The 21,523-nt window shown below is 71.9% G+C and carries 27 protein-coding genes and 2 tRNA genes; 7 read left to right on the top strand and 22 right to left on the bottom strand.

Translation table 11 applies throughout. From position 1 onward, the window contains the following. Positions 1-124 precede the first annotated feature (124 nt). Together R4Z62_RS16625 and R4Z62_RS16620 are read left to right on the top strand one after the other, a co-directional pair. Positions 125-201, top strand: a tRNA-Ile gene (locus R4Z62_RS16625). A 188-nt stretch (positions 202-389) separates the two neighbouring features. Next, positions 390-980, top strand: coding sequence for an ALF repeat-containing protein (locus R4Z62_RS16620; protein ID WP_491520207.1), 591 nt, complete (start codon positions 390-392; stop codon positions 978-980). Between the two features lie 182 nt (positions 981-1,162). Here the strand turns inward: R4Z62_RS16620 and R4Z62_RS16615 are convergent, their stop codons facing one another. Continuing rightward, positions 1,163-1,519, bottom strand: a complete 357-nt coding sequence (locus R4Z62_RS16615) for a DUF6344 domain-containing protein (RefSeq protein WP_064534091.1) — start codon at positions 1,517-1,519, stop codon at positions 1,163-1,165. Between the two features lie 338 nt (positions 1,520-1,857). Between R4Z62_RS16615 and R4Z62_RS16610 the strand changes: the two genes are divergently transcribed. Both R4Z62_RS16610 and R4Z62_RS16605 read left to right on the top strand, forming a co-directional pair. Continuing rightward, entirely contained in the window at positions 1,858-1,986 is a 129-nt protein-coding gene (locus R4Z62_RS16610) for a DLW-39 family protein (RefSeq protein WP_003999697.1), read from the top strand. A 305-nt stretch (positions 1,987-2,291) separates the two neighbouring features. Beyond that, a complete protein-coding gene (locus tag R4Z62_RS16605) occupies positions 2,292-3,605 on the top strand; it encodes a hypothetical protein (protein ID WP_491520206.1) in 1,314 nt (437 codons plus the stop codon). A gap of 94 nt (positions 3,606-3,699) precedes the next feature. On the opposite strand, the gene R4Z62_RS16600 is transcribed toward R4Z62_RS16605, so the two are convergent. Then, positions 3,700-5,514 (bottom strand): serine/threonine-protein kinase, encoded by a 1,815-nt coding sequence (locus R4Z62_RS16600; protein WP_491520205.1) that lies wholly within the window; start codon positions 5,512-5,514, stop codon positions 3,700-3,702. An 80-nt stretch (positions 5,515-5,594) separates the two neighbouring features. Beyond that, a complete protein-coding gene (locus R4Z62_RS16595) occupies positions 5,595-6,143 on the bottom strand; it encodes a helix-turn-helix domain-containing protein (RefSeq protein WP_064534097.1) in 549 nt (182 codons plus the stop codon). Between the two features lie 182 nt (positions 6,144-6,325). Between R4Z62_RS16595 and R4Z62_RS16590 the strand changes: the two genes are divergently transcribed. Both R4Z62_RS16590 and R4Z62_RS16585 read left to right on the top strand, forming a co-directional pair. After that, a tRNA-Ala gene (locus R4Z62_RS16590) sits at positions 6,326-6,398 on the top strand. A 514-nt stretch (positions 6,399-6,912) separates the two neighbouring features. After that, positions 6,913-7,137, top strand: a complete 225-nt coding sequence (locus tag R4Z62_RS16585; protein ID WP_491520204.1) for a helix-turn-helix domain-containing protein — start codon at positions 6,913-6,915, stop codon at positions 7,135-7,137. Positions 7,138-7,208: 71 nt separating this feature from the next. On the opposite strand, the gene R4Z62_RS16580 is transcribed toward R4Z62_RS16585, so the two are convergent. Further along, positions 7,209-7,388, bottom strand: a complete 180-nt coding sequence (locus R4Z62_RS16580) for a hypothetical protein (protein ID WP_491520203.1) — start codon at positions 7,386-7,388, stop codon at positions 7,209-7,211. A 331-nt stretch (positions 7,389-7,719) separates the two neighbouring features. Between R4Z62_RS16580 and R4Z62_RS16575 the strand changes: the two genes are divergently transcribed. Then, entirely contained in the window at positions 7,720-7,956 is a 237-nt protein-coding gene (locus tag R4Z62_RS16575; protein WP_491520202.1) for a GntR family transcriptional regulator, read from the top strand. 40 nt (positions 7,957-7,996) lie between these two features. On the opposite strand, the gene R4Z62_RS16570 is transcribed toward R4Z62_RS16575, so the two are convergent. The 18 genes from R4Z62_RS16570 to R4Z62_RS16485 form a co-directional block, all read right to left on the bottom strand. Further along, positions 7,997-8,365 carry a hypothetical protein gene (locus R4Z62_RS16570; protein WP_491520201.1) on the bottom strand — a complete coding sequence of 123 codons (369 nt, stop codon included), beginning with the start codon at positions 8,363-8,365 and terminating at the stop codon, positions 7,997-7,999. Next, positions 8,355-8,786 carry a hypothetical protein gene (locus R4Z62_RS16565; protein WP_491520200.1) on the bottom strand — a complete coding sequence of 144 codons (432 nt, stop codon included), beginning with the start codon at positions 8,784-8,786 and terminating at the stop codon, positions 8,355-8,357. Before R4Z62_RS16565 ends, R4Z62_RS16570 begins: the two co-directional genes overlap by 11 nt. After that, complete coding sequence (locus tag R4Z62_RS16560) at positions 8,786-9,052, bottom strand: holin (RefSeq protein WP_491520199.1); 267 nt, start codon at positions 9,050-9,052, stop codon at positions 8,786-8,788. The genes R4Z62_RS16565 and R4Z62_RS16560 overlap by 1 nt, the downstream gene beginning before the upstream one ends. Positions 9,053-9,055: 3 nt before the next feature. After that, the gene (locus tag R4Z62_RS16555) at positions 9,056-9,835 is read right to left on the bottom strand and encodes a peptidoglycan recognition protein family protein (RefSeq protein ID WP_491520198.1); all 780 of its coding nucleotides are present in this window, start codon (positions 9,833-9,835) and stop codon (positions 9,056-9,058) included. A gap of 10 nt (positions 9,836-9,845) precedes the next feature. Continuing rightward, on the bottom strand, positions 9,846-10,325 hold the full coding sequence (locus R4Z62_RS16550) for a hypothetical protein (RefSeq protein ID WP_491520197.1): 480 nt from the start codon (positions 10,323-10,325) through the stop codon (positions 9,846-9,848). 1 nt (position 10,326) lies between these two features. Beyond that, positions 10,327-11,535, bottom strand: coding sequence for a hypothetical protein (locus R4Z62_RS16545; protein ID WP_491520196.1), 1,209 nt, complete (start codon positions 11,533-11,535; stop codon positions 10,327-10,329). Position 11,536: 1 nt separating this feature from the next. Then, positions 11,537-12,682 carry a hypothetical protein gene (locus R4Z62_RS16540; RefSeq protein WP_491520195.1) on the bottom strand — a complete coding sequence of 382 codons (1,146 nt, stop codon included), beginning with the start codon at positions 12,680-12,682 and terminating at the stop codon, positions 11,537-11,539. 12 nt (positions 12,683-12,694) lie between these two features. Continuing rightward, complete coding sequence (locus R4Z62_RS16535) at positions 12,695-13,549, bottom strand: phage distal tail protein (RefSeq protein ID WP_491520194.1); 855 nt, start codon at positions 13,547-13,549, stop codon at positions 12,695-12,697. Position 13,550: 1 nt separating this feature from the next. After that, positions 13,551-16,388, bottom strand: a complete 2,838-nt coding sequence (locus R4Z62_RS16530) for a phage tail protein (RefSeq protein ID WP_491520193.1) — start codon at positions 16,386-16,388, stop codon at positions 13,551-13,553. A gap of 9 nt (positions 16,389-16,397) precedes the next feature. Next, positions 16,398-16,550: a hypothetical protein gene (locus R4Z62_RS16525; protein ID WP_491521885.1), complete on the bottom strand. Its 153-nt coding sequence runs from the start codon at positions 16,548-16,550 to the stop codon at positions 16,398-16,400. Then, positions 16,523-17,047 carry a hypothetical protein gene (locus R4Z62_RS16520; RefSeq protein ID WP_491520192.1) on the bottom strand — a complete coding sequence of 175 codons (525 nt, stop codon included), beginning with the start codon at positions 17,045-17,047 and terminating at the stop codon, positions 16,523-16,525. Before R4Z62_RS16520 ends, R4Z62_RS16525 begins: the two co-directional genes overlap by 28 nt. A gap of 93 nt (positions 17,048-17,140) precedes the next feature. Further along, positions 17,141-17,704, bottom strand: coding sequence for a major tail protein (locus tag R4Z62_RS16515; RefSeq protein ID WP_491520191.1), 564 nt, complete (start codon positions 17,702-17,704; stop codon positions 17,141-17,143). Positions 17,705-17,739: 35 nt separating this feature from the next. Next, positions 17,740-18,042: a hypothetical protein gene (locus R4Z62_RS16510; RefSeq protein ID WP_491520190.1), complete on the bottom strand. Its 303-nt coding sequence runs from the start codon at positions 18,040-18,042 to the stop codon at positions 17,740-17,742. Beyond that, on the bottom strand, positions 18,039-18,491 hold the full coding sequence (locus R4Z62_RS16505; RefSeq protein ID WP_491520189.1) for a hypothetical protein: 453 nt from the start codon (positions 18,489-18,491) through the stop codon (positions 18,039-18,041). Before R4Z62_RS16505 ends, R4Z62_RS16510 begins: the two co-directional genes overlap by 4 nt. Then, the gene (locus R4Z62_RS16500) at positions 18,491-18,940 is read right to left on the bottom strand and encodes an HK97-gp10 family putative phage morphogenesis protein (RefSeq protein ID WP_491520188.1); all 450 of its coding nucleotides are present in this window, start codon (positions 18,938-18,940) and stop codon (positions 18,491-18,493) included. Before R4Z62_RS16500 ends, R4Z62_RS16505 begins: the two co-directional genes overlap by 1 nt. 20 nt (positions 18,941-18,960) lie before the next feature. After that, a complete protein-coding gene (locus R4Z62_RS16495) occupies positions 18,961-19,647 on the bottom strand; it encodes a hypothetical protein (RefSeq protein ID WP_491520187.1) in 687 nt (228 codons plus the stop codon). Positions 19,648-19,650: 3 nt separating this feature from the next. Further along, positions 19,651-19,929 carry a hypothetical protein gene (locus tag R4Z62_RS16490; protein WP_491520186.1) on the bottom strand — a complete coding sequence of 93 codons (279 nt, stop codon included), beginning with the start codon at positions 19,927-19,929 and terminating at the stop codon, positions 19,651-19,653. Between the two features lie 61 nt (positions 19,930-19,990). Further along, on the bottom strand, positions 19,991-21,280 hold the full coding sequence (locus tag R4Z62_RS16485; protein WP_491520185.1) for a phage major capsid protein: 1,290 nt from the start codon (positions 21,278-21,280) through the stop codon (positions 19,991-19,993). Between the last annotated feature and the right edge of the window lie 243 nt (positions 21,281-21,523).

Below are 21,523 nucleotides of genomic sequence, written 5' to 3'. Positions count from 1 at the left end.
GTAGCCATCTCCGGCGGCCCCTCGTGGGCCGCCGGAGCCCGTCCTCCCACCGATTTTGGGACTGCCCCCGTCGTGCGCTAATCTTCAGGGGTCAGCGCGCGGGACATACACCGCAGAGCGCGGCGGGGCTATAGCTCAGTTGGTTAGAGCGCATCCCTGATAAGGATGAGGCCACAGGTTCAAATCCTGTTAGCCCCACCAGCGAGAAGACCCCCAGCCGGTATCGGTTGGGGGTCTTCTCCGTTCACGGCCGCCTCCGGCCGCGGTCCTGCGTGCCACCGGCAAGCAGGACCGGCCAGAACTGCCTGATTGAGGCACTGCGCCGACTGACCTCCGCTTGACATGATCCGGGCACGGCACTCCTTGCAGAGACAAAGGTGGTTGACCTCATGAGACCGACTCGCGTGATCCTCGCTGTGGCCGCAGGCGCTCTTGCCCCGGCGCTGGTGCTCACCACACCGTCCATGGCCGCCTCCACCGCCTCCACCGCCTCCACGGCCCCCGCGATCACCGCCGCGACGGCCGGCTCGCCCTACGACGACATGGGCCTGGACGACCTTCGGGTGGCGATATCCCGCATCCTCGCCGACCCGGCCAGCGGCAAGCGCGTGATCCGGGAGGCGAACGCGCTGCTCGACAGCGGCACGGTGGAGCAGATGCGCGCCTGGCTGGAGACGGGTTACCCGCTCGCGCAGGCCGAGGACGACAAGGTCGCTCTCTTCAGGATCCTGGCGAAGCCGGAGAGCGGTAAGCGCGTCGTCGCCGAAGTCAACCGGCTTCTGGACGGCAACGATGCCCAGGAGATCCGCGCCTGGCTGGAGACGGGCTACCGCCTGGCGCAGGCCGAGGACGACCGGGTCGCCATCTTCCGTGTCCTCGCCGACCCCAAGACCAGCGCCACCGTGCGGGCGGCGGCCCAGGCCGCCCTCGACGACAACAGCCCGGAGGCGCTGCGCCACTTCCTGGAGACGCACCGGTAGGAGGCCGGCCGGGCCGTAGCGGGCATGGGGAGGACCCGGTCGGCGGGCCGACCGGGTCTTCGGGCTGACGGGGTGGTGCGGTGGTGCGGTGGTGCGGTGGTGCGTTTCGGGGAGGCCGTACGCGCTTCGCCGTTACGTCAATGGGTGCGGAGGAGGGCTCCGGCGGTGCCGGGGCGGTCCTGTCAGCGCTGGAGCGGGATGCTGGGGCGGGCCGGAGGTTCGTCGGGTTCGCATTCCGGGTCGGTGGCGAGCGACTGCGCGTCCGCGAGCGGGCGGTGGCGGCAACTCGGTGACTTTCCGTGCGCCTCGGCGCGGATCCGCTGCTTCATCGTGGGGGGCAGGGACCGGGCATGGGCTCTGGGCCTGCTCGCCGTCGTCTGGGCCGGCACCCTCGCCGTGGTGCTCTTGGGCGCCGTCTCGGGCTGCGGAGCGACCGTGGCCGCGCTGGCGGTCGTGGTGACGAGTCCGAGCGCCGTGCAGAGCGCGAGGAAGGCGGTGACGATGGCGGTCCACAGCTTCTTGACCCTGAGCTGGTCCATGGCCCCTCACTTTCGGGTTGGGCGATTTGCGTACTTTGCTCATCATGTGTATGAGCGACGCGAAGTGGTGGACCGACGCCCGTGGCGCGGGGATCTTCGGATGAACACCACTCGGATGGACGCATGAGCGGCGAAAAGCTCCGGAGACGGGAGGAGCGTGGGCAAATGTCACGGTCCGTGCGGATGTGATCACCCTCCGATCGGAACGCTTCGACGGCTGTCTACTGCGTTCCGCCCCCTGACAGTTGAGGGCGGACGCAGGTCACCGATCGGTATCGACCGGTGTGTATAGTCGGGCGCCAGAGGTCCCCTACGTCAACGAAAGACGAGGTCGCGCGGTGAAGAAGCTTCTCCTGGTCGCACTGGCCGCCATCGGCGGGCTCCTCGTGTACCGCCAGATCCAGGCGGATCGCGCCGAGCAGGATCTGTGGACGGAGGCGACTGACTCCGTGCCCACGGGTTCGTGAGCACCGACCACCGGTCCTGAACAGACCCCGGCCGCCGCAGCGGTCGGGGTTTTGTGTGTCCGGAGCCGCTCCCGTGTTGCGGACCCGGACCGCGTGAGGTAGCCGTGGGGTGGCCCCCGCCTTTCGACCCCGATGTTTCGGACGCCCGTACGCGATACGCGGATGGCGCAACCCCGCCCGGGGCAGGATGGCCGACGTCCGGAGCGGCGACGGCGAACGCGAGGGGTGGCGCGGGGATGAGACGGCCCACGACAGGACGGGGGCCCCGCGCGGGCGGTGCCGGGACGGGACCGACGCGTCCGAGAGTGCGCCCGGTGGTGGTGGCGGTCGCGGCCGCGGTGCTGGGCCTGGTGGCCGCCGTGGCGGCGCCGGGGGCGTTCGCGGCCGGGACACCGGCCCCGTACGCCTTCGCCGACGGCGCCCGGTCCGTCGCCGGAGCGGCGTCCACGGGCGGCGCGCCCCGCCTCGAACCCGGCCGCACCTACCGCAGCGCCCTGCCCGGCGGCGGCCGGCTCTACTACCGCCTCGACCTCGGCGCCGCGACCACCGCCTACGTCTCCGCCACGGCGGTCCCCGGCCCCGGCGGCGCGGTCGCCGCCACGGACGGCCTCAGGGTCACCGTGCGGGACGCCCACGGCACCTCCTGCTCGTACCAGACCGCCCGCTTCGGCACGAGCCGCAGCCCGCACCCCATCGCCGCGTGGGGCGCCCGGGAGGTCTCCTCCGGGCAGGCGCTGTGCCAGGGTGCCGGCGCGTACTACGCGCTCGTCGAGCGCATCTCCGCCGAGGGCTCCGCACCGGACACCTGGCCCCTGGAGCTGACCGTGGCGTCCGAACCCGGTCTCGAGCGGGCGGCCGGGGCGACGGACACCCCGCGGGCCGTGGACTCCGCCTCCGCCGCGCCCGTCACCGGCCCGGTGGCGGACCGGGCGGGCGGCGCCGGGTTCGAGCGGGCCGCCCCGGTCGGGCAGGGCGTCTGGCGGGACCGGATCCGGCCCGGCGGGACGCTCTTCTACCGGGTGCCCGTGGACTGGGGGCAGCGGCTGGACGCCACGGCCGGGCTGGGCGGTGCGAGCGGTGGCAGCGGATACGCCGACGGGGCGCTGACCCTGTCGCTGTACAACCCGGTGCGCGGCTCGGTGGAGGAGGCGTACGCCGGTTACAGCGGGCATCCGGCCTCCGCCGCCCTGGCCCCCCTGCCGCCCGTCGCCTACGCCAACCGCCACGGTTTCACCGACCCGGGCAAGGGCATGCGGTTCGCCGGCTCGTACTACCTGGTCGTGCATCTCGCCGCGCAGACGGCCGGTGTGTTCGGGGACGGGCTCTACGACTTGACCCTGCGGGTGCGGGTGAGCGGCGCCGCGGGGCCGGGGCCGGGGTACGCGGGCCGCTCCGAGCCCGCAGGGCTGTTCGAGGTCACGGCCCGCGACCGGGAGGCGGCGGCCGGGGGCCGGGACCCCGGGGGCTCCGGCGGCCCGGGTGCGGCGACCGGCCCCACGGGGCTGCGGGTGCTCGCCGTGGCCGGACTCGGCACGGGGACCGCGCTGCTGGCCGTCCTCGGGGTGTGGACCCTGACCGCCCGGCGCGCGGCGGGGGCCGGGGCGGGGACCAGGCCGTAACCCGGGGCGGGCTGGCCCCACGGCCTCCACGCCTCCACGGTCTCCAGGTCTCTGCGGCCTCCACGCCTCCACGGGCTCCAGGTCTCTGCGGCCCTCACAGCCGGAACAGCGCCCAGAGGCCGACGGCGTAGCAGGCCAGCGCGAGCAGGAGCAGCGTGATCGCCACCGCGGTGGGCGGCCCGGGGCGCCGGGCGCGGGCGGCGCGGTGCCGGGAGAACTCCCGTGCCCTTCGGGGCGGTTCCTGCGGGGTCTCGACGGTGTAGGGCGCTGTGGAGGTGTCGTCGGCCGTCGAGGACCGGGCGGCGGGAGTTACCGGAGGGCCGGAGCGGTGGGGCGGCGCCAGGGGGAAGCCGCCGGTGTCCGGCAGGGCAGCGGACTCCCTCCGCGCGGAGGGAGGGGAAGGGAGGGGAGCCGAGGGGGCGGCGCCGGGGCGCACGGGGAGGGTGGCGGAGGGCGCGGTCGGCAACGGGGGCGGTGGAGCGGTCGCGGGGAACGGCGGCGGCGGGAAGGACGGGGTGTCGAGGCCGGGAGCAGGTCCGGTACCGCTGCCCGAGCCCGTGCCCGGGGTGGCGGGATCGGGTGGTGAGAAGTCGCTGCGGGCCACTTTGCGAGGCTGACGCGGGTGCTGCGGGCCGTCCCCAGGAGGCAGCGGCCCGGTCGAAGCGTGTCCGGGCGCCTGGGCGCCGTCCTGCACCACAGGACCGGTCGTCGGGGATACGGCCGGTCCCGATCCGGCCGCGCTTGCTCCGGCCGTGTTCGATCCGGGCGCGCTCGATCCGGGCGGCGCGGAGCCGGCGGGCGGGGTCGGGCGCGGCACCGGCCGGGCCGGCTCCGCCCCGGGCGGCAGCGGTACGCCCGAGTCGGCCGCGTCCGGCGGTGAACCGCCTGCCGCCGCCCCGCGCGGCAGTGACCCGCTCGGTTCCGCCGCACGCGGCGGCGAACCGCCCCGTCCCGCCCCGTGCGGCAGCGGGCCGCCTCCGCTGAGGCCGGCCGCGTCCGGCAGGGACGCGGGGGTGCCGGGCCCGCGCGGGGGCGGGCCGTCCGGGCCGAAGTCCGGGGGGAGGGGGCCGAGCTGGTCGAAGATCTCGATGGGTTCGTCGTCGGGGCCCGGGGGCGGGAGGAGTTCGAGGGCCGAGGCGAGGGCCTTGCGGGCTCCGGTGGCCGTGCGGAACCTGACCCGGGGGTCCGGCTCCAGCAGGCCGGCCACGACCTGCCACAGCGGCTCGGGAATGCCCTGGGGCGCGCCCGGTGTCCCGTGCTCGGCGAAGTGCTCGACGAGCGCTCGGGTGTCGGGTCTGGCGCCCTGGAGCAGATAGAGGGCGACCAGGCCGGTGGCGAACAGGTCGGCGGGGAAGTCCGGGTCGGCACCCATCATCTGCTCGGGTGCGAGATAGCCGGGCGTCCCCACGACCAGGTCGGTCTCGGTCAGCCGGGGCTCGCCCAGCCGCATCGCGACGCCGAAGTCGGACAGCCGCAGCCGCGGCCGCGCGGTGCCGGTGGCCTCCAGCAGGATGTTCGCGGGCTTGATGTCCCGGTGCACGACGCCCTCCGAGTGCACCGCGGCGAGCCCCGCGAGCAACTGGTCCAGGAGGACGCAGACGAACCGCGGCGGCAGCGGGCCGTAGTCCCCGACCAGATGGACCAGCGAGCCGCCGGCGACCAGGTCCATGGTGAACAGGACCTTGTCGTCGTCGGCGGCCCAACTGGCCGGTGCGAGCACATGCGGATGGTCGATCCGCAGTGCCTGTTCCCGCACGAAGCGCAACAGGGAGTGCGCGTCGCTCTGCTGGAGGACCTTCGCGGCCACGTACCGGCGCCGGCGGTGGTCCCAGGCGCGCCAGACCGCGCCGACCCCACCGCGTCCGATCGGGTCGGCCAGCTCGTACCGGCCGGCGAAGACCTCACCCATGGCTGCGCGTCGCTCCTCCCCCAGGGGTCACCTCCCCTTGGCTTCCCCCGCGACGCGCGGTACGACCCTTCCCGGTGGGGTCAGTTCTGGTGGGACTGGTAGTGCGCCACGGCGTCGGAGGTGCGGCCGGCGCCGTACACCCGCAGGAACTCGGCCAGTTCGGGATGGGTGGCGGTGAGGCTGTCCGCGGCGTCGATGATGTCGCCCGCCGCGGCGACCGAGCGCAGCAGCGACTGGATCTCGCGGACCACGCGCTTGACGGTGGGAGCGCCCGAACCGCTCGTCGTCTGAGTGGTGTTGCTGAGCACCGAGCCCCCCTGCGACCTCTTGATCTCTTCCATGCGCTCGGTCGCCTCGGCCGCGCTGACGCTGCCGTCCGCCACCTGCCCCGCCAGGTCCTGGAGCAACTGCACCCGCTGGACCACCGCCGGATTGCCGATCTTCGCCCGCTGGCCGCTCATCAGCTGCGAGAGCATCGGCGCGGACAGCCCCAGCACCCCCGCCAGACGCGCCTGGTTGAGCCCCAGATCGTCTATGAGCTTACGGAAGAGCGCCCCCAACGGCTCCCCGTACCAGTTCCGCTGAAGTTCCCGCGCTCTCGCGGTCGCTTCCTGCTGTGCGGCGTCCATTGCGTCTCCCCATCGCTTCCCCAAGTACCGCGGTTCGCTGTCGCGAACCCCGCCGAGCATCTTACGGAGAGTGGTCGGTCGCGGGGAGCCCCCATCTTTTTGCGAGATCCGGGGGGTGACCCGGTACTCTGGTCTGCGGCACCCGGCCGGCAGGCGGTTCACCGGACGGATGCTCCTCTTCCGGGGCCTTAGCTCAGTTGGTAGAGCGCTGTCTTTGCATGGCAGATGTCAGGGGTTCGACTCCCCTAGGCTCCACAAGCAGTAACGCGCAGGTCAGAGGCCCCCCGCCCACTCGGGCGGGGGGCCTCTCTGTACCCGGATTCCACATAGAGTCCACATCGCCACGCGATCACAGCGCCGCTATCACTCGAACGGGGGATAGCCTGCATGCATGCGCCACGTAGAGTGGCGCCCACGAGAGGGGCAGGAGTGTCTCCCCACGCACGCCTGAGACGCGCCTCTCGCGCACCTGCACGGCGCTGTCGGGGAGGACAGCCCGAGCAGGCCAAGGCCCCCACCGCAGCTGTCGGTGGGGGCCTTCTGCTGCCCAACGTAGACCGCCCCGGAGCCAGTGGCTTCCGGGGCGGGACGCTTTGACCGAGTCTTAGCGTCTAACGGCCGAGTCTGGGCGGAGACGCGTACGCCCGCCCGGCCGCTCCGATCCGCCCACCGTCCGAACAGGGCGTGCAGCAGACGGAGTCTTCAAGATCACAAAAAGCCTGGTGATGCCAGGCTGACATAGGTTCGCGCAGGTCACAGCGTTTGTCGAGTGCCTGAGAACGAGTGGCTGGACAGCGAAGGGCAGCGCATTGGCAGGCGCATCCGCGAAGTCCGCGAGCACCACAACCTCACCCAAGAGCGGGTCTTCCTGGCGGTCCCCATGAACAGGGCCCACTACCAGGACATCGAGGCCGGCCGGGCCAACCCGACTTTGCGAACGCTGCTGCGCATCGCGCGCGCCATCGGCGTGCCCCTGCGTGACCTGGTGGAGTGAGCGGCCCGCCCCTGACGGGGGGCAGAGACGGGCCGCGGACCGCTCCCCGGTGGCGCATCCGGGAGCGGGATCTACCGGCTGCGGTGGAGGGGGCACTGGCACGGCGGCCACGCGGAGGTGACCGCGTACGGGTTGAACTGGTCGTCGGCTGTGACCTCTACCGCGGGCCGCTGCTCGATGATCCGGCCGTCGCGGATGCGGATGACCCGCATCGTCATGAGCCGGACGGGCCCGTCCGCGCGCCGGGTCACCGCACGGATCCGTGGTCGGTGACGCGGTGGCGGGCGAGAAGGACTCGCTGGTCGCTGGCGCCCGAGTAGTCCCGGCGCCGGGCGGCGTCCGCGAGCGCCGCCTGATGCCGCGCGCACTGGGCACATCCGGACTCTGCTGTGGCCGGGGCGGGTGGTCTACGATCCATGCGTCACTGCTCCTGCGGGTAGCGGTGGCCGTCCCCCGGGCCCTGCCAGGCCGCGGGGGATTTCTGTGCCGCCGACCATACCCCTGGTATGGGGTAGTACACCCTCCGCAACCATCAAGTTCTACCGATCGCGGTACAGGCGGGTCCCTGCCTACGGTGCCCGCGTGATTGAGTGGCAGGCAGATCGGCCGAGGTGGGAGCAGATCGCCGACGTGATCCGGGAGCGGATCGCGGACGGCACGTACCCGCCGAGGACCCGCGTGCCGTCCGTGCAGCAGCTGGTTGCCGAGTACGGGGTGGCCGTGGACACGGCGCAGAAGACGCTGGGGCGGCTGCGTGAGGAGGGTGTGGTGTACACGGTGCGCGGCCTCGGATCTTTCGTCGCCGACCCCCAGCCCTGATGAAGCGGCCCCGCCCTCCCGGAGGAGGACGGCGCGGCGGTCACGACGTGATGTCGTGCAGGTACGGGCGCACCTCGTCCGGGACCGGCTGCGGTGGCGGCGGGGGTTCGAGCTGCTGGGACCGCATGTAGCCAACCAGCGACCGCGCCCACCCAGCCAGATACCGGATCGCGAAATCCTGCGCCGTGATCCGCGCCCGGTCCCGCTCGGCGTCTTCCTCCAGCTCGTCTATCCGCTCGCCCTGGCGGGTGATCTCCCGGTCCATGCGGTCGGTGACGGCAGCGAAGTCGTCGCGGCGCCGCTGCCCGCGCGGCTGCCGCCGGCCGATGATGGCCGTGGCGATGCCGCCCACGGCCGTGACGCCTGCGACGGCGAGGGCGGACAGCGCGGTCAGCATCTCAGGGTTCACGTGGTGGCTCCGATCGTGCGGGTGGTTCGTCCCAGCCGATGGCCACCAGGCAGACCGCGCCGAACGCGCCGAAGACGAGCGCGATGACCCAGCCGTGCGGGGACTCGCATAGCGGCCACCAGGACACCAGGTAGGCCATGGCCCATGCCGACGCGATCAGCCACACCGCGACGAACCCGGGCCAGTCCCGGCGCGCGGGCAGCCACGCGCAGGACAGGGAGACGGCGCCCGCGCCGATCCACACCCAGCCCCAGCCGTGGAGGGGCAGCAGCCTCAGCAGCAGGGTGAGGCCGTGACTGTCGCCGGTCGGGGTGATGATCTGCCCGGCGCCGTAGCCCGCAGCGACGACACCCTTGAGGGTGAGGAGCGCGCCGCGGCGGCCTAGCTGCTGCCTGAGCCGCCGTGCCGCCGCGGCCGCCATCAGACGCCCGGCGCGGAGCTGGCGGAGTTCTTCTGGCCGACGGCCCGCGCGGCGAGGCCCTTCAGGAGGGAGAACACGGCGGCGAGCCCGGCCGCGCCCATGGTCTGCCAGAAGCTGGCGCGGAACATGTCGGCCGGGCCAGCAGCGACGCCGACCGCGCAGGCCGCGCCGACGAACGTGGCCACGGTGCGCTCGGCGAGGTCACGGCCGTAGGTGGCGGCGGTCTGGACGACGGTGTCGGCGGCGGGCAGGCGGATCTCGTCCATGGGTCAGGCATCCTTCGTGGCGAACTGCTTGATGAGCGCGGTCAGCTCGTCCACCTTCTTGGCCAGCGACTGCACCTCACCCTTCGTGCTGTTGGCGACGAAGAGGCTCGCGGCCGCGCAGCCGAGCGCGTACTCCACGCTGATGTCGGATCGGTTCTGGATCAGCTCGCCCGCCCACAAGAGCTTGGTCTTGCCGTTGACCTTCTCGGTGAGATTCACGCGGTCGTTGAGCTGCATGTCGTCGTTCTCCTTGGGAGTCGAGGGGGCTGGGGAATTGGCGGCAGGACGCGGCGCGCCCTTCTGGACCCAGGCGTAGAGCCGGGCCCCGGGGCACTCGGTGGCGTAGCCGTCCCGGTGCCCCTTGATCTCGTTGCCTGCACCGTGCTGGCGCAGCAGGTCGATGCCGTCGCGGAGCGCGCCGAGCATGGCGTCGGACGGCTCGGTGAGCCCGGACGATCCGACGAGCCCGACGATCGCGTAGTGCGCCCGGTTCAAATCCTGGTTGCCGTTGGCGCCGGTCCGCTTGCCGATGCCTCGGCCCTCCAGCAGGTAGCCGTGGGGGCAGGCGGCGTAGTTGTAGGCGACGTCGGAGTAGTTCTCCTGCTTGTTCGCCAGGTGGCTGGCGCGGATGGCCTTCCACTCGGCGATGCACGCGTCGTGGTCGGCGAGGAGCCGGGTGCTGACGGGCGTGCCCTCGTAGTGGATCTTCACGCCCTTGGTGGACGTCTGGGTGGGCGCGGCCGACGCGGGCCAGCCGAGCTGCGCGCGGGTGACGAGTTTCATGGGTTCCCTTTCAGAGGAGTCGGGCGTACCGGGGCGAGCCGCCGATGGAGCCGCCGCCCCCGTACCGACCGCCGGTCGTAGCCCCGCTCGTGCGACGTACCTGCACCTGCACCTTCAGCTGAGGCGCCGTCCGGTACGCGGCCAGGCCGAGCGACAAGGTCGGGAAGGTGTACGCGAACGTGGCGGGGACGTTGCCGTTCGCGACGACCGCCGCATCGAACAGCACCTGCCACTCCCCGCCCGTGTTGGTGCTGCTCACCACATCGCCGATCAGGACCAGGCCCAGATCCAGGCGGCTCGTGCGCGGGCTGATGATCGTCTCCCACAGCGTGATCCAGCTCGTGGCGTCCTCGTAGACCAGGCCGTGCAGCGACGTCGGGTAGAACGGGACCTCGTCCCGCTCCCACCCGGACCGGCGGAGACCGGCGAGCTGCTGCTCGACAGTGGCGAGCCGCTGGAGAATGCTCGGAGTGCTGGCTGACCTCGGCATGTCACACCGCCGCGCAGGTCAGACGGACACGCTCCGGGCCCGCCGCTGAAGTGTTCTCGATGCCGACGATCCGCAGCACCGCCTCGCGGCCCGCCGGGGACAGTGGCTCCGGGTCGACCACGAACAGCGCCTCGTCGCCCACCGAGTAGGAACCGAAGACGGGGTCGGCGTCCGCGGCCACCACGAACACCGGCTGCACCTGCGCCTGCGACTGGGCGGTCAGGTCCGAGTTCGTCAGCCCCTGCACCTGCGCCTCGTCGGTCACATCGTCGTAGGTAGCCACCCCCTCGAGCAACGGCCAGCCCGACGCCAGGAGATCCCCGGCCGACGCCGTCTTCACGATGCGGGCATCGCCCGTACCGGCGCCGAGCCCGGTCATCTCGGTCACCATGCTCGTGCCGTCCTCGGGCCAGTCGTAGGAGAGGATCGACCCGTAGCCGCCGCCCTTGCTGAAGACCAGCCCGGACTGGGCTGCGGTCCGGCCCCGCCGGGGGAACCAGGTGCGCGCGCGCCGGTACCGCTGCGGCGCCACGTTGTTCGCGACCTGCGTCCACCCGACCTCCACCGCGAAGTCGAACCCGTTGTCCGCCGCGGCCAGTTCCTCGATCGCCTTGTAGATCTCCGGCCGCTCGTAGCTGTAGTAGGTGGCGGTGCGGGACACGCCGTGCGCGGGCCCGGCCAGGGCATCGAAGTTGATGCCGATGTCGCCACCCGGCTGGGCGGTGGCGTACCGCAGCAGCGACCAGGCCAGCCACATCTGGTCGGAGTACAGGCGCTGCCCACCCGCTTCGACGTACGCGGTGTTGGCGATCTGGGCCGGATCAGTGGACAGAGTCTTCTTCACGTAGCGACGCTGGTAGTAGGACAGGAACTCGCTGGCTTGGATCTCCTTGCCGCCGCGGGCGTTCGCCCGGGTCCACACGATGCCGCCCCACACGATGACCCCGTCCCGGTCCACGTACACCGTGGTCCGAGCCGGGGTGGTCGCGGTCTCCGGGTCGAGAGGGATCGTCTCCGAGTTGTACGGGACGGTCGCCCGCAACTGCCCGATCCCGTTGAGGGTGTAGTTGTAGGTGACGTCGGTCAGAGGCAGCTCGGCCAGGATGGTGTCGGTGCGCAGGTCCGCGAACAGGTAGGTGTAGGTGTGCTGCGCCTGCTCGTCGCCCGCGGCGAGGCGCTGCGGGACCAGCGCGGTCAGGTCGGCCGCCATGTCAGGCCACCCTGGTCAGGACCATGTGCGATCGCGCCTTCAGCGTGACCGTTCCGAACGAGCCGGACCGGCCCCACAGCAGGGTGAAGGCGCCGCCCGCCGAGTCCGTCTCCACCAGACCAGTGGACTGGATGGTCAGGTCGGCGCCGCGGACCGCGCCCATCACGGTCGCACCGCTCGTGACCGCCTGGGTAGAGATGCTGCCCGAGGTGCCCGCGCTGCTACCGTCCTGCCCGATGAACGCCCACTCCGCGGTGCTACTGCCCGGGAGCTGCCACTGCAGAGAGATGTCCCCGGCCGCGTCGGTCGTCGACACGAACAGGGTGGCCTCAAGCCGGTACACCGCGTTGGGCAGGAGCGTCACCGACAGGTTCGGGTCGGCGGTCAGGGTGGTGCTCGTGCGGTCCAGGCCGGCGGTCTTGCGGGCGAAGAGGGATTTGCCGACCGTGCTGCCGCCGGAGGAGTCCAGCAGGGCCGCGGTCGTGCCGTCGGCCTTGCCGTACACGAACGTGTCCGTGTCCGTGCGGTAGCGGACCTGCCCGGGTGCCGGGTGGTTCATGTCGACGCTGGACAGGATCGGCACGATCCCGCCCGCCGCGACGCTGTAGTTACGGACGTCGCCGATGTTGCCCGCGGCCACGCTCGTCTGGTTCGGGCCCACGCTGATGTCGGCGAGGATCTGCGCGTTCGGCGGGAGCGAGCCCCGCACCGTCGCTCCGGCGCTCGCCGCGTACGGGCCCTGGATCGCCTCGATCCGGAACTCGTTCGTGGCCCCGGCGGTCTCGGCGTCGTACACCGAGGCGACGATGCAGTCCTTGCGGTACTGTCCGTCTCCTCCTGCGGGGGCGATGGTCACGGTGTAGTCGGCGTCGTTGACGCAGACGTAGGTGCCGTACCCGCCGACATCGTGATTGTCGACAAAAGCGAACCCGGCGCTGACGATGACGGTCATGTTCGGGGTGGCCGCCGCGCGCACCTTGAGCTGCTGATTCTGGTAGGAGGGCTTGACGCCCTGCCGGATCCGCAGCGGGGTCGCCTCATCGGTCGAGAAACCCGGGTACCCGAGGAGCGCGGCGAGAACAAGCCGGTCCGTGCGGGCCGGGTAGCTTCCGGCCTGCATCCAGGCGGGCGGGCTGATGGGTGCCACGGGCGGGCCTCCTTACAGGCTGGTGTCACGCCAGGTGACGGTGAGCAGGGACATCTGGCCGGGGTCCCCAGGCAGAGCGGAACCGCGGAACGTGAGCGTGTTGGGGCCGGGCAACAGCAGCGGCCACGTGGACCCGCCGCGCACCCAGGAGCGGCGCGGCGACGACCCCATGTAGAGCACCGCCCGGGACCGGGTGTCGATCAGGACGTACTCCCCGGCCTGCAAGGTGACGTCCAGCACGAGCAGCGCCCCGGAGTTGGGCTGCTCGATGCTCGGCGAGGCGATCGGACCGCTCACCCGCAGCAGCGGGTACGCGGGCGCCGCTCCGTCATTCGGCGCGCTGATCTGCCCGCTCGTACCCTGCGCCCCGTACGAGCGCGGGGGCAGCAGCGGGTAGGAGCGGCCGGCCGCCGGACTGTAGGCGGTCGTGGACGCGGACCGCTCGGCGAGCCCGTAGAGGTGTGGGTCGGCGCAGTACCACTCGATCGCCGCGTCCCCGATACGCCACAGGTACTCGGCGTCGTACGGGATGCTGCGCCGCCTCACCTTGGCGTACACCAGAGTGTCCTGGTCGAGGAGCTGCAACGGGGCCGGCTGGTCCTGCGGCTGCGTCGCGGCGCGCAGGGCCAGGGTGAGCGCGCGGAGGTCGTCGGGGCTGTCCCCGCGCAGACCGAATTTCATCTGGATCGTTCGGGCCCCCACGTAGTCCGGGCCCGTGTACGTGCCGTGCTGCCCGGGGCGGTCCACGTCCTCGCTGCGCACATCGGGCAGGTCGTCCAGGCCCGACACCGCGGTCACCGCGTAGGGGCTGCCCGGCCCGAGCAGGAGGTCCCCCCACTGGACTCGTCCCAGTCGCTGCTGTGCCATGTCAGCCCTCCACCAGAGCACGCCACGACAGGGCGTCGATGATGCCGTCCGGGCTCGCGTCGGAGCCGTACAGGTGGAACGTGTTGCTCTGGCCGCCGGTCCCGGGGCGCGCGTACAGGGCGGCGAGCTGCCCGCCGGACGGCGCCGTCACCTGCGGCAGGACCGCCATCGCTGACGCGTCCACCGACGCCCCCAGACTCAGCATCCCGGGAAGCTGCCGAGTCAGCTCGTGCAGCTGCCGCCGCAGACCTGGCGTCGCCTGGTCGATCCCGGTCATGAACCCGCTGATGAGCAGACGGCCGGCCGGGGTGAGGATCGTCGCGTCCCTGTCCGGGGGCCCCTTCCAGTCCGTCAGGCTGTCGGTGAGGCCGCCCAGCTTGGACTTCACCGCGCCGAACATTGAGCTGATGCCGTTGATGAACCCCTGGATGAGCTGGCGGCCGGCCGCCGTGAGGATCCCGCCGAGGCCGCCGAGCGCGGACTGGGCGCGCGAGGGCAAGCTCTTCACGTAGGACACGGCGGAGCTGATCTTCGAGGAGATCGCCGAGGCCATGGCCGCGCCCGCGTGGGTGGCCGCGTTCACGAGCGCGGAGTTCAGGCCCGAGATCGCTGATGCCGCCCGGGACGGCATGCCCTTCAACCAGTTGATCGCCGCCATCACGCCCTGCGCGATCATCGGTCCGATCTTCTGCGCGACCTGCCCGATGAACTGGCCTGCCCTTGACACGGCGTCCTTCGCGATCGTCCAGGCCCCGGAGAAGTCGCCCTTGAGGAGGGCCACGACGATCTTCAGGACGGGCACGACGACGCCGGTCAGCATCGCCGAGAGGCCCGTCGCGAACACCTTCGCGAGCAGCCCGATGAGGGAGATCAGCGGGTTGATGATCGGCATCAGCGCCGTCAGCAGCGTGACGACCAGATCTCCCAAGACCCCGAGGAGCGGAGCGACCGCGACCATCAGCGTGGCGAACGTCTTCCCCAGCGCGGCGAGCATCGGGGCCAGGGCCACGACCAGCTTCGCGAGGACGGGGAACAGGGTCTGCGCGAGCTGCACCAGCAGCGACGTGAACGGCGCGATGATCGTCGGGAGCTGGGCGATGATCGGTGCCAGTGCCGTCTGCAACGCCTTCGCCAGGAGCAGCACGACGGGTGCCGCAGCCGCGACGACCTGGCCGACGGCGGCCAGCAGCGGCGACAGCGCGGGCAGCAGCGCGGCCACGAGCTGGCCGACGACCGGCAGCAGCGGTGCGATCGCCGTCAGCAGTTTGCCGACGGCGACGGCCGCGACCTGGAGGACCGGTCCGAGCGCCTTGATGATCGGGGACAGCCCGGCGCCCAGCGCTTTCACCACGGTCTGGATCGGCGGGCCGAGCGCGGTGAACACCGGAGCGACCGCCTGAAGCGCCTGACCGAGAAGCGGCGCCACCGTCGCGCCGATCGTGCCCATCGTGGCGAACAGCGCCTTCAGAGCGTCCTGCACGCCCGCGCTCTTCGCCACGTCCGCAATGGCCGCCGTGACCTGCTGAAGCATCGCCAGGGCGCCGCCGCCACCGGCCGGGACCGCGTTGAAGACTGCCCCGATGATGTGGCCCACGTTCCCGGCGATCGTTCCGAGCTGCCTGATCAGGCCCACCGCCTGCTCGATGGCCTTCTGCATGCCGCCCGACTGGAACGCGGTGGCGAGCTTGTCTCCGATCCCTGCCGCGCCCCGGCCCGCCGCCGCGGTCAGCCGCTCGAAGGACGGGCCGGCCGCCGCCGCCACCTGCCCCAGCCCGTTGACGATGACCGCCGGGATCCCGGACAGATTGCGCAGGCCGGCCGACGCGGAGCCGAGCGCCTTGCCCAGGGTCCCGGACGACCCCAGGTAGCCGGCGGCCGTGAGCGTGCCGGTCGCCATGTTCCGCATGGCGACTGCCGACGAGTCCAGGTTGGTGCGCAGTACGGGCAGCACGGCCTTGCCGGTGCGCTCCAGGCTGGCGCCGAGCCCGTCGAAGAAGCGGTCCTGCACGCCCTGCTGGAGGGACTTGAGCGAGGGGCCCATGTCCCGGATCGACTTCGCGAACTCGCGCGCGTTCGGGGCCAGGCCCTTCAGCGCCTCGTTGAACTCCTTCGCCTTGCTGGGGTCGAGCGCGTTCGACAGCGCATCGCCGACGCCCTTCGTGGCCAGCTTCACCGTGCCCACGGCCAGGCCCACCGCAGCTACCCCGGTCGCGGCGATCCCGGCGGCCGGAGCCACCTGAGCCAGCGTCGATACCAGCCCGGCCGCGGCCGGGACGGTGGTGCCCAGCGCGGCGCCCACCTTGGCGACCGACCCGGCGATCCCGCCGATCGGGCCGGCCATCCCGCCGAGCTTGCCGAGCAGGCCGTGGAAGCGGTTGATGCGGTCCTCGTGGACATCGACGTCGATGTCCACGTCGGTGTCGTCGGCCCGCTGAGCGGCGAGCCTCAGTTCCTCGAGCTGGCGGACGGCGCCGCGCGTCGCGGCCTGGACGTTGACGTCGTGGTGCTCGTCGCTGATCCGGCGGAGGTGGGTCTCCAGATCGTCCAGTTGGCGGAGGGCGTCGGGGACGGAGATGTCCACGCCGATGCGCTGCGCGTCGAGTTGGGCGAGCTGCCGGTGGACGCGGGCCAGGTCGCGGTCCAGGGGCTCGGAGTCGCCGTCGATCTGTACCTGTGGCAGGTGGCGGAGGATGTTGTCGAGTTCGCGGTGGATGCCCGTGCCGAGGGCGGAGCCCATGGCTGAGCCCTGCCGGGAGGCGTCCGCCAGTTCGCCGGACACCGAGTCGATGTGCACGCCGAGGTGGGAGACGAGGTTCGGCAGGTTGATGTCGTTCGCCATGCCACCTCCTCAGGTACGGCGCATCGCGGCGAACCCCAGGAGGGAGGCGCCGTCGGCGGGTTCGGATGGTCGGTTGCCACCGGTCTGGTGGGCGGCCTGGTACTCGTCGGCCAGCGTCATCAGCTGGCCCAGGGTCATGTCCCAGAAGGCGTCGGGTGGAATGTGGAGGGCACCGACGGCGAGGTAGTAGAGCTGAGACCAGGGGAAATCGTCTCCACCGTCGTCGTGGTCGCCCCGTCGGCCTCCGGGGCGTCGTCGTTTCCCAGGCCTTCCAGCGCCGTGCTGAACGCGGCGTTGAAGCAGTCCATGTAGCGGTTCATCTGCGCGGGCAGCAGCAGGTCGGCGAGGTCGGCGCCGTCTGTGCGCCGCCGGTACACGATGTCGCCGCTGATGCGCCGTTCGCCCTTGGCGTCCTGGTGCTCGCGGTAGTGCGGCTCGAACCCGCCGGGCCCGACGCAGCCCGCACCGATGAGCTGGATCATCGGGCCGAACGCGGCGCCCTGGCCGCTGATGTCGACCGCGGTCTGCACGGCGACCACGGACCCGTACCGGGCCTCCAGCAGGGCGAGCGCGCGGAGCGGGTAGCGAAGGGTGATCTCGGTGCCGTCGGACAGCGGGATGGTGCCGCCTCCGCCGAGGAGGTCGAGGCCTTGCGTCATGGTGATGGGGTCCCTACGTGAGTGCCGGGGTTCGGCCTGCGGGTGGGGTGGGGGCCGGGCGGGCGCGTTGAGCGAGGACGCGCCCGCCCGGCGTCAGGCGATCGCGGCGGCGGTCTCGTTGACCGTCACCTTGATCCACTTGCCGGTGGAGATGAGCGGGACCGCGCGCGCCTCGGTCGCGATCGTGCGGTAGTCCTCCTCGGCCAGGCCGAGCCCGGGGAAGCTGGACATGATGCACTTGTGCAGCGTGAAGTGGACGTCGCCGCCGATCAGGTCACCACCGGAGACCGGGGTGACACCCTCCACCTTGAACGGCTTCGGCTTGGCGGTGTTGTCCATCTCCCACACGGACGACTGCGCGGGCGTGGTCCCGGAGTCGGTGACGGTGCTGGAGATCAGCGCCATCAGCACGTCCAGGCTGAGCTTGGCGTGGGGGAAGCTCACGGTGATGTTGCTGATCGACGAGTCCGAGTCGAGCAGCGTGTTGTCGCCGCGGAGCTCCTTGACCTCGATGTCGCCGCTGATCTCCATGGACTTGATGCCGGGCACATCGATGAGATCCCCGTACGTGGGGCTGCCGCCCTCGGGGTCGGTGAGGAGCGGTGAGATCTTCGCGTCCTGCACCGCGTACAGCTTGGTGACTCGCGAGATGGGCATGGCGGGTATGTCCTTCCTGGTGCCGGGTTCCGGCCCTACGCGGGCGCGTCCGCGCCGAACGACGAGGTCGGCGGGGGGAGTTCCTCATCCGGAGGAAGCGTGATCATCTCGTCGCCCTCCAGGCCCGGCGGCGGCCCCGCATCCTGCGGCACCACCACCCCGTCGACCACGTACCAGCTGATGCCGGGCTGACTTCCCGACTGCACCGCCAGCACCCCGTGCCCCTCCTCCGACAGGAAGCGGACACGCTCGTACGTCGTGCCCGGACGTGCCGGCCACGCGGTGCCGAGGTAGCTGAGGACGGCGTCCCGGTCGAGTGGTAGGAACGTGATGGTCATGCGGGGATCACCTCGCTGCGCAGCAGCTCCCGCCGGATCTGGACGGTGAGGGAGTGCCTGACGCGGTTGTCGCTGATGGGGATGCGGTCGATGTCCTGGACGCGGACGGCGTGTACGGGCGCGGGGTGCGCGGGGAGCTGGCAGCCGTGGAGGGCGTGGGCGATGGCCTCGGCGAGCCCGTAGCGTTCGGCGTTCTTCGTGGTGGTCGCGCTGGCCTTCACCCGGGCCAGCTGGACCAGGTCCACGGTGACGGTCTCGATGATGTTGATCTCGGCGTCCGGGTCGCCGAAGTCGCCGTTGGCCGGGCCGTCCCACCCAGCGGGCATGCCCTCCTGGACGACGATGTACGGCGGCGCCTGGCCCTCGCGGGGCCCGTCACGGAAGACGGGCACACCGAACGCCAGGGACTCCAGGCGCGCTTTGATGGCGGCCGACGTGGTGGCGGCCATCAGCGCCTGCCGATCTGGGAGGCGTGCGCCCGGAAGAAGATTTCCGCCATTTCCACGGCCGGACGGAGGAACGGCTGCGCCCGCGTGCCGGGATGGTTGACCTTGCCGACCGGGTGCGCCGCGCCCGGCCAGTACAGAGCCTTCTTCTTCGACGGCTTGATGACGTGCGGGCTGGTGCCGTACTCCACGGCCGCCGCGTAGCTGACGTTCGTGCCGATCACGTACCCGACCTGCCGCCCGGACCTCTCGGTCCGGGACACGATCGAGGACCGCAGACGGCCGGTGTCCACCGGCGCCCGCCGCCGTGCCTCGTTCTGCACGTCGATGCGGGTCCGGTCGACGGCGCGCGCCACGTCGTCGGACATGCGCCCGAACCAGCGGCGCACACCCTGCTCGTAGGCGCGGGTGTTGACCGTCTGCGAGACGGACGCGTTCAGCCGGACAGGCATCCGGACACGCGCGCGAGCCATCACACACCTCCGATCACGCTGGGGCCGCGGTTGAGGTAGCCCGCCACCAGGGCGTCGACCTGCGTCGATCCGGTGGACGCGGCGGCCGAGACGACGCCCGACGTCCCGTCGTCGGCGGTGTCCTCGATGCGGACGTTGTTGCCCTCGTCGTCCACGTCGAGGCCCGGGTCCTGGACGGCGTCGGCGTCGGACGGGGCGGCCTGCGCCTGGAGGTGGGCGGCGAGCAGCGCGCACGCCTGCGCGACGAGGAGCGGCGGCGCGTCGTAGCCGAACTCCCCGACCACCTTCACCTGCTCGGCGCCCCACCGCTCCCACAGGCCGAGCCAGCCCCCGTTGTACGACTCGGCCCCCACCACCAGGTCGTCCCAGCCGCCCCACGCCAGGTGCACGGCGTCGACCTGTCCGAGCACGTCAGACGACGTGACACGCCACGCCGACGACGGAATCGACGGGCCGTCGTCGGCGGCCAGGACGGGCATGACCGCAGTGACCTGGCGGACGCGGCGCGGCAGGATGACCAGTCCGTCCGCGCCCACGTCCGCCACCACCACCAGGTCGGTGGGTTCGAAGACCTGCTGCGTGTACCGCTCGATACCCTCCTGGGCAGCCGTGATCCACGCGGCGACGACGGCGTCAACGCCGGTGCACCCCGCGTCTCTCGCGGCCTGGATCGTGCAGTACGCCACAGGTCAGCCCTGCTCGCCCTCGGCGGTGTCCAGCTCCCGCTTCACGCCCTCCGTGATCAGACCGCCCTTGGCGACGATCTGCCGGGCGTACCCGCCCGGGTGCGAGTGGACGACCGGCCCCGTGGGTTCGCCGGAGCCCGCAGCGTCGAGCGCACGGAACGCGTCCTCGGGCGCGGTCTGGCCGACGTCCCAGCCGGTGCCGGCGGCGTACTCCTGGGTGCGGACGGCGGCCGGGGCCGGCTGCTCGGGGGTCTCGTCGGGGGTGGGCTTGCGTGTGGCCATGGGTGGCTCCTCTGGGTGCGGAGGGCGGGCGCGGCCGGGGAGGATGCCGCGCCCGACAGGGTCAGGAAGTGGCGGCGGCGAACGTGATCTTCACGAAGCACTGGGGGGTGTGAACCGCCAAGTTCGCGCGGCGCTCGGCCAGCACCACCAGCGTGTTCTTCACGAAGAAATCCGCGTGCGAGTCGGTCATCAGGATGGTGATCCCCTGCCGCTCCCACAGCGTGGCGCCCATCCGGAACCCGCCGAGCAGCGCCGTGCCCTGCGCCATCGCCACGGTGGTCACCACGGTCAGACCCCACAGGCGCGTCGCGGCGCCCGCGTCCAGCACTGACGTGATCACCCGGAACTGGCCGTTGGCGTCCTCGTCCAGCTGGATGTCCTGCCAGTCGATCGGGTTCATCACCACCGAGTCCGGCGGGTACAGCGCCAGCTCGGCCTGCGTACGCGCCTTGCGGACCGTGATCAACTTGACGTCCGTCGACCCGACCCCGGGCTGGTACGCGCCGATCCCGGGCGTGGTCAGCACACCCTGGACCTCCGTGGTCCCGTTGCCGACCAGGCACTCACGGTCCAGCTTGTAGTCGAGCCCGTAGCTCAGCCGCCCGTTGATGTAGCCCATCAGCTGGCCGTTGTCGTCCGCGGCCTGGCGGGTGATCGGCACCCAGTGGGCGACGGTCTTCAGCGTGGTCGTGATCGTGTCGAAGCTGAACGGCCCGGTCTGTGGCTTGGTGTCACCCTCGGGGACGACGGCCGCCTTGTTCCACGTGGACTGCGGGCCGGACGTGTCGCGCAGGTACTCCAGCGTGCTGCCGTCCGACGTCTGCCGGTCGAACAGGTTCGCCACCAGCAGCGGCAGATCCGGGTTGTTCGGGATGATCCCCGGGACGCGGGTGTTCTGCTGCGGGATCGTGCCGGTGGTCACAGCGCCGGAGACCGCGGCGCGGAACTCGACCGCACCGGACTCGCCGCGGCAGCCACGCTCACGGAACGCCTCCAGCGCGGCGGACCGGACGAACGCCTCGGCCGCCGACACCGGGTCCGGGTTGCCGCGGTCGTCGGGCTGCATGCCCGGCTGCACGCGCGTGTCGGGGTCCGGGTCGCCGGCGGGCAGTGCCGCGGACTTCAGCGCGCGGAGTCGGGCGTCGCGCTGGTTGGCCTGCTCGATCTTCGCGGTGACGTCGTCGGCGCGCTTCAGCAGCTCGTCGATGTCGCCGTCGTAGTTCGGGTCGGCGAGGAGCTTGGCGACCTCGTCGCGCTGTTCGAGGAGGGTGGGGGCGCCGCCCTTGATGGGGTAGATCGGTCGTCCGTCGCGGCGGCGACCGATGGGGCGCGCCTTGGCGAAGTTGCCCATCGCGTGTCCCTTTCCGGTCCGTGGACGGCGCGCAGCCGCCCAGATGTCTGGGTGTCTGCGGTCCGTCTTTCACGGCCGGTGGATCGCGCCCGGCGGTGCCCGCGGCTTTCACGTCCGGTGCGAGCGGCCCGGATGGGTGGAGGGTAGATCGACTCGGGGGGTGCGCGCGGGTGGGGGCTGCAATCCGCGCGCCCGACGCCCGTCTACCTGCGTCGTCGGCCCCGGACGCCCCGGCCCCCGTGG

The sequence above is a fragment of the Streptomyces sp. PL-25 genome (assembly GCF_058344915.1).
Note: the sequence above shows the minus strand (reverse complement) of the source record. Positions and strands in the feature narration are given on the sequence as shown.

Bases quoted from the DNA above. Each gene is read 5' to 3' on its own strand.
- R4Z62_RS16555 (WP_491520198.1), bottom strand. From the start codon at position 9,835: ATGAAACTCGTCACCCGCGCGCAGCTCGGCTGGCCCGCGTCGGCCGCG.
- R4Z62_RS16530 (WP_491520193.1), bottom strand. From the start codon at position 16,388: ATGGCGAACGACATCAACCTGCCGAACCTCGTCTCCCACCTCGGCGTG.
- R4Z62_RS16565 (WP_491520200.1), bottom strand. From the start codon at position 8,786: ATGGCGGCCGCGGCGGCACGGCGGCTCAGGCAGCAGCTAGGCCGCCGC.
- R4Z62_RS16510 (WP_491520190.1), bottom strand. From the start codon at position 18,042: ATGACCATCACGTTCCTACCACTCGACCGGGACGCCGTCCTCAGCTAC.
- R4Z62_RS16560 (WP_491520199.1), bottom strand. From the start codon at position 9,052: ATGGACGAGATCCGCCTGCCCGCCGCCGACACCGTCGTCCAGACCGCC.
- R4Z62_RS16490 (WP_491520186.1), bottom strand. From the start codon at position 19,929: ATGGCCACACGCAAGCCCACCCCCGACGAGACCCCCGAGCAGCCGGCC.
- R4Z62_RS16545 (WP_491520196.1), bottom strand. From the start codon at position 11,535: ATGGCGGCCGACCTGACCGCGCTGGTCCCGCAGCGCCTCGCCGCGGGC.
- R4Z62_RS16615 (WP_064534091.1), bottom strand. From the start codon at position 1,519: ATGGACCAGCTCAGGGTCAAGAAGCTGTGGACCGCCATCGTCACCGCC.
- R4Z62_RS16600 (WP_491520205.1), bottom strand. From the start codon at position 5,514: ATGGGTGAGGTCTTCGCCGGCCGGTACGAGCTGGCCGACCCGATCGGA.
- R4Z62_RS16500 (WP_491520188.1), bottom strand. From the start codon at position 18,940: ATGCCTGTCCGGCTGAACGCGTCCGTCTCGCAGACGGTCAACACCCGC.
- R4Z62_RS16520 (WP_491520192.1), bottom strand. From the start codon at position 17,047: ATGACGCAAGGCCTCGACCTCCTCGGCGGAGGCGGCACCATCCCGCTG.
- R4Z62_RS16535 (WP_491520194.1), bottom strand. From the start codon at position 13,549: ATGGCACAGCAGCGACTGGGACGAGTCCAGTGGGGGGACCTCCTGCTC.
- R4Z62_RS16620 (WP_491520207.1), top strand. From the start codon at position 390: ATGAGACCGACTCGCGTGATCCTCGCTGTGGCCGCAGGCGCTCTTGCC.
- R4Z62_RS16595 (WP_064534097.1), bottom strand. From the start codon at position 6,143: ATGGACGCCGCACAGCAGGAAGCGACCGCGAGAGCGCGGGAACTTCAG.
- R4Z62_RS16485 (WP_491520185.1), bottom strand. From the start codon at position 21,280: ATGGGCAACTTCGCCAAGGCGCGCCCCATCGGTCGCCGCCGCGACGGA.
- R4Z62_RS16550 (WP_491520197.1), bottom strand. From the start codon at position 10,325: ATGCCGAGGTCAGCCAGCACTCCGAGCATTCTCCAGCGGCTCGCCACT.
- R4Z62_RS16505 (WP_491520189.1), bottom strand. From the start codon at position 18,491: ATGGCCGCCACCACGTCGGCCGCCATCAAAGCGCGCCTGGAGTCCCTG.
- R4Z62_RS16515 (WP_491520191.1), bottom strand. From the start codon at position 17,704: ATGCCCATCTCGCGAGTCACCAAGCTGTACGCGGTGCAGGACGCGAAG.